Here is an 11,524-nt window from a genome sequence, read left to right on the forward strand (position 1 = left end):
CGCCGAAGGCCTCGACCAGTCGCACTACCTGATCCAGCGAGCCCGGTCGACCGCAAAGAAGGAGGGGCTCTCGGCCCGGTTCCGGGAGGGGGACGCACGCCGGCTGCCGTACCGCGCCGACACCTACGACGCCGTCCTCGTCCTCGGGAACAGTTTCGGCTACTTTGATTCCGTCGAGGAAGACCTGCGGATCCTCATGGAACTCAGGCGCGTCCTCAAGCCCTGGGGGCGGGTGCTCCTGGATGTGGCCGACGGCGAGTACCTGAAAGACCACTTCCAGCCAAGGTCGTGGGAATGGATCGACCCGGCGATGTTCGTCTGCCGGGAGCGGTCCCTCTCGCTCGATGGGCAGCGCCTGATCTCAAGGGAGGTGATCACGGATGTCGACAGGGGCGTCGTAGCCGACCAGTTCTATGCTGAACGCCTCTACACCGCCGAGAACCTCCGGCAGCTCCTGGAACGGGCAGGTTTCTCCGGCATCACCTTCCATGATATCGCCACGGAGTCACGGCGGAACCAGGACCTCGGCATGATGGAGCGCCGCCATATCGTCACCGCGGTCCTCAGGAAGGAGTGGTCGACAACGAAGGTAAGGGGCCGGGAGAGAGCAAAACACGTCGCGGTACTGCTCGGCGACCCGACCAGGCCAGACGCCCTGAAACCGTCCTGTGTCTTTGATGACGATGACTTCTACACCATCGACCAGATGAAGGCGGCGCTCCGGGAACTGAAAGGCTACCAGTTCACCTACCTCTGCAAACATGACACGATGATCCAGGACCTCGGAAAACTGAAAGGGAAGGTGGACTACGTCCTCAACCTCTGTGACGAGGGGTTCAACAATGACCCGAGGAGAGAACTCCACGTGCCGGCGCTCCTGGAGATGCTCGGGATCCCGTACACGGGGTCAGGGCCGCAGTCGCTTGCGTTCTGCTACGATAAATCGCTCGTACGCGGCGTCGCGAAAGAGATGGGAATCCCGGTTCCGGAAGCCTGTTTCATCACTCCCGGCGACCGCACCTACGATGCCGGGATGAAGCTCCCTGCGATCGTCAAGCCCAACACCGGCGACTCCTCGTATGGTATCACGCAAAAGAGCGTCGCCAACACCCTCGAAGACCTCGCCGATGTCATCAACTCCCTCCGGGCAACGGTTGGCTATGATCACTCGCTCCTCGTCGAGGAGTTCCTCACCGGGAAAGATATCAGCGTCGGCATCATCGGGAACCCCTCAGGGTACTGCACGGTGCTTCCTATCACTGAGGAGGACTACTCGGCGCTGCCCCCTGAACTTCCCCGGCTCTGCGGCTACGAAGCGAAGTGGCTCCCGGATTCGCCGTACTGGAAGATTGTATCGAGGCCCGCAAACCTCCCTGAGGAGACCGAGAAGGTAGTCGTCCGGTGTTGTCTCGCCCTCTTTGAGCGTCTGGAGTGCCGCGATTACTGCCGGTTTGACTGGCGCCTGGACGAGCACGGCAACCCAAAACTCCTTGAGGTCAACCCGAACCCGGGCTGGTGCTGGGACGGCCACCTCGCAAAGATGGCGAAGTATGCGGGTATTTCATATTCCGGGATGCTCGGGCAGATCCTGAAGGCGGCGGAGGAGCGGTTCGGGATGGAACAGGAGACCGGTGCGCGGGAGGCCGGGAAGGAGTCTCTCCCGCTCGACATCACCCGGGAGACCGCCTGATCCACCGCACTTTTTTCGCCGGAGCGGAGCTGCACCGGCGGGCGGGGAGGCGCTTGCAATGAGACGGGATCGCACCCAAAGAGTGATGCAATCACTCCTCCCTGCTCACGCCGACCGGTACCCATCACTATATATTGTCACAAGAAAGATGGATTATAAGATATGGCCGACGAATCGTATCGGACCGCGACGGTCCAGGGCAAGGAGGTCCCCTACGATCCTGAGCAGTTACGCAAGATCAGCGAGCACCCCTGCTACTCTGACAAAGCATGCCATGCCTTCGGGCGGTGCCACATCCCCGTCGCCCCGAAGTGCAACATCCAGTGCAACTATTGCATACGCGACTTTGACTGCGTGAACGAGAGCCGGCCGGGTGTGACAAGCAAGGTTCTCTCTCCGGAGGAATCCCTCGACCTGGTCAGGAGGGTCGTTAAGGACTACCCCTACGTGAAGGTGGTCGGCATCGCAGGACCGGGCGAGCCGCTTGCAAACCCCGAGACGTTTGAGGCGCTCAGGCTGGTCCACGAGGAGTTCCCGCACCTGATCATGTGCATCAGCACAAACGGTCTCGTGCTCCCCGAGTCGATAGAAGAACTGGCGAAGTACGATGTCGGGAACGTTACGGTCACGCTTAACGCTATCGACCCTGCGATAGGGGAGAAGATCTACTCCTGGGTTGAGTACAACGGGAAGAAGTACCATGGGCGCGAGGCGGCGGAACTCCTCCTCTCCCAGCAGTTGAAAGGGATCGAGATGGCGGTTGCAAAGAAGATGTTCGTCAAGATAAACACCGTCTACATCCCCGGGGTCAACGACGAGCATATCCCCAAGATCGCAAAGAAGGTCGGTGAGATGGGGGCGTTCACCTTCAACGTCATCCCGCTCATCCCGCAGTACAAGTTCGCCGGGATCACCCCGCCCACGCCAAAGGAGAAGCGGGAGATGCAGGACCGGTGCGCCCCTTACATCAAGCAGATGCGCCACTGTGCGCGCTGCCGGGCGGACGCCATCGGGAAACTCGGCCAGGACGTGCAGTCCTGCGTCTACCGGGAACAGGGGAAGTAATCCCGGAATATCCACACTTTTTTGCCGAGCGCCACGTTCCGATACCGAAAGGACCATGACAACGATCACGCTCCGGCCCGACCAGCCGTTTGACCTCGACCGGACGCTCTCCTGCGGGCAGGCCTTCCGCTGGGAGAAGGTGGAGGGATGGTGGCAGGGTATCGTCGACGGCCGGGCTATCCGGATCCGACAGGACGAACGCCATCTCACGTTTTCCGGGGTGGATACGGGGTTCGTCCGCGACTACTTCAGGCTCGATCAGGACCTTCCCGCCATCCTCTCGTCCATCGACCGCGACCCGGTGATCGCCGCGGCGATCCGGGAATGCCGGGGCCTGCGCCTCGCGAGACAACAACCGTGGGAGTGCTTGGTCTCGTATATCTGTGCCACGAATACAAACATCCCGGCGGTGAAGCGCCGGGTCGCACTCATGGCAGAACGGTTTGGGAGACCGGTGGACGGGCCCTTCGGCACGGCGTACACGTTCCCGGAGCCGGAGGTGCTGGCATCGGTCTCCCCCGCGGATCTCAGGGACTGCAGGCTTGGCTACCGGACAGATTATGTCTCCAGCACCGCCGCCTTCGCAACAGAACACCCGGACTGGGCAGAGAGGATAGCGGCCCTCACGTTTGAGGATGCACGGCAGGCGCTGATGGAGTTCCGGGGTGTCGGGCCGAAGGCGGCCGACTGTGTGCTGCTCTTTGCGTTCGGGTTCTTCGAGGCGTTCCCGGTCGATGTCTGGATACACCGGATCATGGCGGAGACCTACCTGCCGGACCTTACCGGGAAGAGTTGCACCCCGCGAGATTACGAGAGGATCCGGCGGTTTGCACGGGACCACTTTGGGGAGTACGCCGGGTATGCGCAGGAGTACCTCTACTGCGTGCGGGACCGAGCCGGGCAGAAGAGGGGCGGCCGGTAGTGAACAAGTGCATCTGACATTTCAGGCGCACCCTTGCCTCACGCGTTGAGCGCGAGAGTTTTCGGTACGGAGAGGATAGAGTCTCACGCGGAAGTTTGCGAAGAGGGTGAAGGGGTCTGGAATCTTAGATGTGATGGTATAGCAGGTTCCGTACCCAAAAACCCCTCATCTCTCGGTGAAACTCGCGATAAACCCGTTCTCCCGCATCCCGAGCACCTCCTCCGGCGCCCCGTCGGCCGCAACCCTTCCTTCATCGAGGAGGCAGATGCGGTCCGCGAGTTCGAGGACGTCGCGGAGGGTGTGGGTGACGACGATGCAGGGGATACCGGCGTCCCTGATCTGCTCACGGAGTTCCTTCCGCATCGCACCTTTAGCCCGCATATCGACTGCGGCGAGGGGCTCGTCGAGGAGGAGGAGCTCCGGCTCGAGCACCAGGGCCCGGGCAAGGGCCACCCGCTGCCGCTGCCCCCCCGAGAGCCGGCCGACGTTGACGTTTGCGAGGTCGGCAAGACGCATTGCCGCGAGTTGCTCCGTCACAGACCTGGCTATCTCCGGTTTTGGGACCCGCCTGCACCGGAGGCCGAACGCCACGTTCTCGGCGACGGTCATGTGCGGGAAGAGAGCGTAGGACTGGAAGAGGTGTCCGATGTTCCGGTCCTCTGCGGGGACGTCGATCCCTTTCTCATCTGAGAAGAGCGTCCTCTCCCCGAGGGTGATCTCGCCCCGGTCAGGTGTGAGGATGCCCGAGATCAGGTTCAGCACCGTGGACTTGCCCGCTCCGTTCTCACCGATAAGGACGAGGGTCTCCCCCCGCCCGACCGAGAGCGTGACATCGAGGGCAAAATCCCGCAGTTGCCGCACAGCATGGAGAGAGAGCATCAGAATTTCCTCCGGGTGACGACCTTCACTGCGGCGATCACGGCAAACGATATCACGACGAGGATGATTGCAAGGCTTATCGCAGCATCGAGGTCCCCCTGCATGGTTGTATAGATCGCAAGCGGCATCGTCTGGGTCTTACCCTGGAAGTTCCCGGCGAACATGATCGTGGCGCCGAACTCTCCGAGCGCCCGCGCGAACGAGAGTATCGCCCCGGAGATAAGCCCGCCCCACGCAAGCGGGACGGTGATCCGGAGGGCGACGGTCCAGGGGGATGCGCCAAGGGTCCGTGCCGCGTCCTCGTAGAGCCGGTCGACCGCCTCGAAACTCGCCTTCGCCTGCCTGATATAGAACGGCGAGGCCACAAAGACCTGGGCCAGGACCACCGCGACCGTGGTGAAGGCGATATGAATACCGAAGACGTCGAGGTACTGCCCGACGACGCCCCGTCGGCCGAAGGCCATGAGAAGCGCGATGCCCGCCACCGCCGGCGGCAGGACGATTGGGAGATCGGTGAGGGTGTCGACGATATCCCTGCCGCGGTAGTCATGCCGGGCGTTTACCAGGGCAAGCGGCGTCCCGAAGACGACGACGATCACCGTACTTATCGTCGCGGTGACGAGGGAGAGCGAGAGTGCATCGAGCACCACCGGCTCGGCAAGCGAGCGGAAGAACGCCTCGGGCGATATGCGCAGGAAGAGCGAGGCTACCGGTACCGTGACAAAGAGAAGGAAGAGAGCGAGAAGGGCGGCGACGAGGAGGGTGAGTGCCGCCCTCCCCGGTCGCGTCCGGCTGCTGTGCCGGAGTACCTCACTTTCCTGCCGGAATCGGGTCAAATCCATATTCTGTCAGGATGGCGCTGCCGTCCGGACCGCGGACGAATGCTATGAACGACTCTGCTTCAGTCTTCTGCGACGACTCCGTAAGGATGCCGAGCGGGTATGTGGCCATGACGTTGTACTCCGATGGGACGTCGAGCCGCGTCAGCTTGTCCCGGTCGTCCTTGGAGACATCCGACTTGTAGACGAACGATGCATCCGCTTCGCCGAGCATCAGTTTGGGCATCACGGACGTCACCGCGGTCTCCTCGGAGATGACGTTCTTCATCACAGCATCGCGGTAGGCCTCACCGTATTTGGGATCGGCGGCCATCTTATCGAGCATCTGCCGGGTATAGTCGCCGAAGGGGACATCCTTGGTGCCGATGACAAGTTTCACACCCGATTTATTCAGGTCCGCAACGCCGGTGATCTTTGCCGGGTTATCGGCCGGGACAACCAGGGCCAGGCTGTTCCCGAGGAACGGAGCCACGGTGTCGTTGTCCATGAATCCAGCACCCTGGAGCGCTTTCATGTGCTTCGTGCTCGCGGAGACGAAGATATCAGGGGTCGCTCCCTGCTCGATCTGGGTGCGGAGGGTCTGCGAACCGTCGAAGACAAATTCGACCTTGACATTTTCGTTCTTTGCCTCGTAGGCTTTGCCGATATCAGTGAAGGCTCCTGTGAGCGATGCTGCCGTAAAGACGGTCAGGGTTGTCTCTCCAGGAGTCTCCTGCTGGGTGGTTGTGCATCCCGCAACCAGGAGACCGGCGATGATCAGAAGACTTACTGCAACAAGAGTTGCCGGGGTCGATCGTTTCATAAAAACACCTTATTCATAAGGGATTGCGATTCAATATATTTAATCTAGTGAGTTTTAAGCCCAAATTAACCGATTTGAGTTTACGTTTGCCGACGATATTTAAAGGTCATGGTATTGCCATAGGCTCTGCCGCACGGGGAGAGATCGGGTGCCGGGTATCAACCTGGAGGGTCTTTTTGGAGTGAACAAAGGAAGGGATTTTGAGGGAGAACAGTTGTGCGCAGATCAGCCACGTCGCCGCCGCTCCACCTCATCCAGGAGCTCGCGGCGGAATCCCTCGATGCGCTCGTTCACCATCCGGACGAGGGGTTCTTCCTCGCGGATGCTGTAGTATGGGCTTTCCCGGCGGCGTACCTCCTCAAGCGTCCGGGCTTTCGTCAGTTCACCGATGACGGACTGGGCCATATTCGGGTACTCACCGCTGTCGACCTTCTCCCTCAGCCACCTATAGAGGTGGCCAGGCAGCCGCACACCCACCTGCTTGCTTGAGATGCTATCAGGGGACTCCATCTTTCCTATTCAGGTATCTCGTGAAACAATTATATTGTACTGTTTTTATTTTTCCACTTAGATACCATATGATACCAATAGGTATCATTAAATCTTCAGGAACCCCACATTGATGCATGAAACAGGGCTGGCCGGCCTTCCAGCAGGCGAAAGCGAGACGAGACTGCACAATCCCAGGTAACAGGGGGACAGATGCGTGCGCGGGCTAGACCGGGTCCCGAATCTAACGCCCCCACCTGATGACGCCAGCGAGGACGCATCTGACCCCTGCCCCTTCTGCGGCTGCCGGCACTGCATCACCACTGGCCCGGAGGTGCACATCACCCACCGGTGCTACGGGTGCGGGCGCCGGTTCGATGACCGGAGAGCAGTATGCTCCCGGTGCGGGTCTCCGGGAGAGCTTCTCGGGGACGTTATTGTCCCCGGCCTGGGCCTGTACGCACAGTACCGGTGCCTGAGGTGCAGTCACGGGTTCATGGTCCGGATCGAGGATGACGATTGATGCCCCTCAGGCCTGACTGTTCACCAGATCTCCAGAAGAATCAATTTAACCCAACCAAAACCCCGGAATCCCCCATTGGAGGCCAAAATCATGTCCTGGAAGGCGAACTCTTTCTCTTCTCGCACCGTGATACCCATATGAGGATAGTCTCATGCTGCACGGGTGAAAGGGGTCTCCCGGGCGCAGGAGATCGGCAGACCGGACCTGGCCTTTCCCGGGGACTCGCCGGCATAGCGGAGCATTTCACCTTATTTTGCGGGTTCTGGTGCGCGGGGGTGATCGCCACCTCGCGTGGAAACTATTAGATGCACCAGTAGGCCATTTTATCTTATGTTGCGGGTTCTGGCGCGGATCACCAACCGCTCGCGTGAGGCAATGGTGCCCATGCAACAACCATCAGGCTACGCTCTCCGGGCTGCACGCATGAAAACAACCTGCTCATCGGGCTCCCCGGGCAGTGGACCGTGGTGGCTATCATCCTGGGGGGTGAGAACAGGGGAGGGGGCGAGCCCCCTCCCCCCACAAGCCGGACCCGGGGCACGATGGAACAGGGCAGGGGAGCCTCCCGGTCGCCACCCCGAAGATGTCCTTATGGAAAATTTAGGTGAAATGATGCACCAGTGCCAGGTCAACGACAAATTGTCGCAATAGTGCATCGTGTCACTTTATTTTGAAGATTTCGATGCACGAGGTGGAATGCCAATTGCCACATATGAAGACGGGGAGCCCGCTACAACCTCACGCGGAAGATCGCGAAGGTGACGTCGGATTTTTGGGTTTAAGATGACAACGAGCACTAGCACGCCCACTCTATCCGACGCTTAGTGATTGACCCGGCAATAGTCCAGGAGCGGTGGACCGGGGCAAAAAGAGAACGTGGAAAGTTTTACGTCCCGATCGTCCAGCTGCTCATGTAGGTTTCCTGCTCCGGTGTCAGCCGGTCGATAGAGAGGCCGAGCGCGGCAAGCTTCAACCGTGCCACCTCCTCATCGATGACCGAAGGGACGTCGTGCACGCCTGGAGCAAGTTGACGACCGTGTTTTGCGATAAACTCTGCAGAGAGAGCCTGGACTGAGAAACTCAGGTCCATCACCTCAATGGGGTGGCCCATGCCCTTCGGTGTTGCGAGGTTCACGAGTCTTCCTTCGGCGAGGAGATGGATGGCCTTGCCGCCGAGGGTGTAGGTATCGATGCCGTCCCGGTGGATGACAGAGTCACTGTGCGATGCGAGCCACTCGACGTCGATCTCCACGTTGAAGTGCCCGGCGTTGGCGAGGATGGCCCCGTTCTTCAGGTTCGGGAAATGCCGCTCCGTGATGATGCTCGTATTCCCGGTGGTGGTGACGAAGATATCACCGAGGGGGGCCGCCTGGTCCATCGTCATGACGTCAAACCCGTCCATATGTGCCTGTAGCGCCCTCCTGGGGTCGACCTCGGTCACGATGACACGGGCGCCGAGGTTCCGGGCCTTCTGCGCAAGCCCCCGGCCGCAGAAACCATAGCCTGCAACGACAATCTGCTTACCGGCGATGAGGACGTTTGTCGTTATCATGATAGACGCAAGCGAACTCTCCCCGGTGCCGTGGACGTTGTCGAAGAAATGCTTCATCGGGGTATCGTTGACGGCGATGACCGGGAACGCGAGCGCCCCGTCCCGTGCCATCGCCCGGAGCCGGTGGATACCGGTCGTGGTCTCCTCGCACCCGCCTATGATCGAGTCCAGCACCTCCTGCCGCTCGGTATGGATGCGGTGAATCAGGTCCATACCGTCGTCGATAGTGATGGCAGGCCGGGCATCGAGCACCCGGTCGATGGCCGCGTAGTACTCCTCGACACCGGCGCCGCGCCGGGCATAGGAGTGGATCCCCTGCCGGGTATTGAGCGCCGCCGAGACGTCGTCCTGGGTCGAGAGGGGGTTGCACCCCGTGATATGAACCTCCGCACCGCCTGCCGCCAGGGTCTCGACCAGCACCGCGGTCTTTGCCTCGACATGCAGGGCCATACCGACAGTCATGCCGGCAAACGGCCTCTCTTCATCAAATCGCTTCCGAATGGACGAGAGTACCGGCATATACTGCCCCGCCCACGCAATTTTTAGATCTCCAGACTTCATCAGATACACCAGACCGGTTTTCTGCCCGGATATTCCTCCGGTTTGTCTGTAAAAGTATCTACCCGCATTACTTAAACCTGAGGTTATTGCGCGATTCTTCCGGCGGGGGTGCTTCGCGCATCCTCCGGGCACTCACGCGTACTTCTCTTCGCACCCGATGCCCGGCCGGGTAAGGTTCATATTCTGTTGCCGACAACCCGACCCCGATTAGCGATGCCCAGTTCGGTTGTAACCGGCGACCTCTTTGCGGCACATAACGACCCCGCCCATCCCGAGTCAGAGGCACGCCTTAAGGCTGCCCTCGCCGGGGTGCCGGGTGGTGCCCGCCGCATAGCGCCGGAACAGGCCCTGCCCGGGGACCTTGCGTTAGTGCACACCCACCGGCACATCGCCGCCATCCGCTCGCTCTGCAGGGCGTGTCCCCCGGGCAGGGCCTGTTACATCGACCCTGACACCTACCTCACCCGGGGATCGTTTGATGCGGCCCTGTATGCTGCCGGGGCCGCCTGGCAGGCGGTGGAGCAGGCGCTCGGCGGCGAGCACTCATTCGCCCTGGTGCGCCCGCCGGGGCACCACGCCATGCCTGACCGGGCCATGGGATTCTGCCTCTTCAACAACGTCGCCGTCGCCACGGCCCGGGCGCTCCGCGAGGTCGATCGTGTCGCCATCGTGGACTGGGACCTGCACCACGGCAACGGGACGCAGGTGGCGTTCTACACCTCTGACCGGGTGCTCTACTGCTCGGTCCACCAGATGGGGGTCTTCCCGGGGACCGGCTGGCCGGAGGAGCAGGGATCAGGCCCGGGCGTCGGGTATACCATCAACGCGCCTCTCGAGTCAGGCTCGACCGGCGCCGACTATGCCCTGGTCTTCCGGCGGATCTTTCTTCCCGCGATCCGGCGGTTCGAGCCCGACCTCGTGGTTGTCTCGGCGGGGCAGGATGCGGCGTTTGACGACCCGCTCGGCTCGATGCTCCTTCGCCCCGATGACTTCGGTGTCCTGACCGGGATGCTGCTGGAGGCGCGGCCGGGGGCTCTCGCCCTCGCGCTCGAGGGGGGCTACGGCAGGTCGCACGCCGCAGCCATAGGATCGATCTTCGCCGCCCTCGATGGAGCACGATTCACGCCCCGGGAAGGCGCGCCGAAGGCGAGCACCCGGCTGCTCGTGGAGGCGTATACCGCCGCCGGACACGCTGTTCCCGCCTGACGGGATCAGGTTCATCATCTCCAGGACCCACCGGGTGGTGATGAACCCCATGCCTGCACATCCTAAAACCCTGGTCGGTATCCTTCTCGTCATCGCTTTCGTCGCTGCCCCGGCCGCCGCCGTCACGGCCTACCCAGGGAGCGAGATCACGCTCACGGGGACGAGCACGGGGAGCGATACTGTTTACCTCTTCATAACCGGCCCGAACCTGCCTTCAGCCGGCGGACGGCTTGAAGACCCGGATACGCCCGTCCAAACGGGGGACCCGGAGAGTTTCACGACGGTGACGGTCGATGCCGACGACCGCTGGACCTACCGCTGGAGGACTGGCGAGGCCGGGCTCGATCCCGGGACCTATACTGTCTACGCCGTGGACGCGCCCGTCGACCGATCCGACCTCTCGGGCCGTGGCTATACGACCATTCCTGTCACCCTCGGGACGCCGCCAGGCACCCCGGTGACGGAGACGGCCACCCCGACCACCGTGACGCCCAAAGAGGTAGCGACCACACCATCGACGCCAGCGGCGTCACCCTCGCCCACACCGACGGCGGCAGCACCGGCAGCCGCGGCGATTGCGACGACCGGTGCAGTGCTTGCTGCAGCGCTCCTCTCCAGGCGGCGATGAGCCTCCCGGATCATTGCACCTATTATTTCTATGCGATTGTTGTGTCACGCGAAAGCACGCGGGAGAGCACGAAGGACGAGGCAGAAAACGAGAAAACTTCGCGCGAGAGCGCGAGAGACTGTAGCACCTTTCCATACTGAAACCTCACGCGAAGCCGCGAAGGGAACTATATCGCCCGGCAACCGAACTTCACGTCCTCCCGCGTGCTTCCGCGCGAGACGGCGATCACTCCCACGCATCAGGATCTGCACGATAAGGTCAAATGCTCCACTCCGGCCCCCGGTCCCGTTTCCATGCCCAATAAGTATCTATATATACACCAATGATGTATTTTGTACATCAGTGCTTATAATTACACAGATGCCCCG

10 protein-coding genes are annotated in these 11,524 nt (G+C 61.4%); 5 read left to right on the forward strand and 5 right to left on the reverse strand.

Annotation, left to right across the window (positions count from 1 at the left end):
* The 3 genes from BP858_RS00375 to BP858_RS00385 all read left to right on the forward strand — a co-directional run.
* Window positions 1-1,690 (forward strand): methyltransferase domain-containing protein (locus BP858_RS00375; protein WP_286878530.1); only part of this gene is annotated, 1,690 nt, incomplete at its 5' end.
* Window positions 1,691-1,852: 162 nt separating this feature from the next.
* On the forward strand, window positions 1,853-2,755 hold the full coding sequence (gene nifB / locus BP858_RS00380; RefSeq protein WP_074175700.1) for a nitrogenase cofactor biosynthesis protein NifB: 903 nt from the start codon (window positions 1,853-1,855) through the stop codon (window positions 2,753-2,755).
* Between the two features lie 55 nt (window positions 2,756-2,810).
* Window positions 2,811-3,677: a DNA-3-methyladenine glycosylase family protein gene (locus tag BP858_RS00385; protein WP_214166164.1), complete on the forward strand. Its 867-nt coding sequence runs from the start codon at window positions 2,811-2,813 to the stop codon at window positions 3,675-3,677.
* Window positions 3,678-3,842: 165 nt separating this feature from the next.
* On the opposite strand, the gene BP858_RS00390 is transcribed toward BP858_RS00385, so the two are convergent.
* The 5 genes from BP858_RS00390 to BP858_RS00410 all read right to left on the reverse strand — a co-directional run bounded on the left by BP858_RS00390 (window position 3,843) and on the right by BP858_RS00410 (window position 9,322).
* A complete protein-coding gene (locus BP858_RS00390) occupies window positions 3,843-4,556 on the reverse strand; it encodes a sulfate/molybdate ABC transporter ATP-binding protein (protein ID WP_014867667.1) in 714 nt (237 codons plus the stop codon).
* Window positions 4,556-5,398 (reverse strand): ABC transporter permease, encoded by an 843-nt coding sequence (locus BP858_RS00395; RefSeq protein WP_286878532.1) that lies wholly within the window; start codon window positions 5,396-5,398, stop codon window positions 4,556-4,558. Before BP858_RS00395 ends, BP858_RS00390 begins: the two co-directional genes overlap by 1 nt.
* Window positions 5,367-6,197 (reverse strand): molybdate ABC transporter substrate-binding protein, encoded by an 831-nt coding sequence (gene modA / locus BP858_RS00400; protein ID WP_014867665.1) that lies wholly within the window; start codon window positions 6,195-6,197, stop codon window positions 5,367-5,369. The genes BP858_RS00395 and modA overlap by 32 nt, the downstream gene beginning before the upstream one ends.
* A 225-nt stretch (window positions 6,198-6,422) precedes the next feature.
* Window positions 6,423-6,707 (reverse strand): hypothetical protein, encoded by a 285-nt coding sequence (locus BP858_RS00405; RefSeq protein ID WP_014867664.1) that lies wholly within the window; start codon window positions 6,705-6,707, stop codon window positions 6,423-6,425.
* Between the two features lie 1,388 nt (window positions 6,708-8,095).
* On the reverse strand, window positions 8,096-9,322 hold the full coding sequence (locus BP858_RS00410; protein WP_062266578.1) for an adenosylhomocysteinase: 1,227 nt from the start codon (window positions 9,320-9,322) through the stop codon (window positions 8,096-8,098).
* A gap of 213 nt (window positions 9,323-9,535) precedes the next feature.
* On the opposite strand from BP858_RS00410, the gene BP858_RS00415 reads away from it, so the two are divergent.
* Both BP858_RS00415 and BP858_RS00420 read left to right on the forward strand, forming a co-directional pair.
* Window positions 9,536-10,528 (forward strand): histone deacetylase family protein, encoded by a 993-nt coding sequence (locus tag BP858_RS00415; protein ID WP_286878533.1) that lies wholly within the window; start codon window positions 9,536-9,538, stop codon window positions 10,526-10,528.
* A 49-nt stretch (window positions 10,529-10,577) separates the two neighbouring features.
* Entirely contained in the window at window positions 10,578-11,156 is a 579-nt protein-coding gene (locus BP858_RS00420; protein ID WP_286878535.1) for a hypothetical protein, read from the forward strand.
* Window positions 11,157-11,524: the final 368 nt, after the last annotated feature.

The organism is Methanoculleus sp. UBA413 (assembly GCF_002502935.1).
Classification (GTDB): Archaea; Halobacteriota; Methanomicrobia; order Methanomicrobiales; family Methanoculleaceae; genus Methanoculleus; species Methanoculleus bourgensis.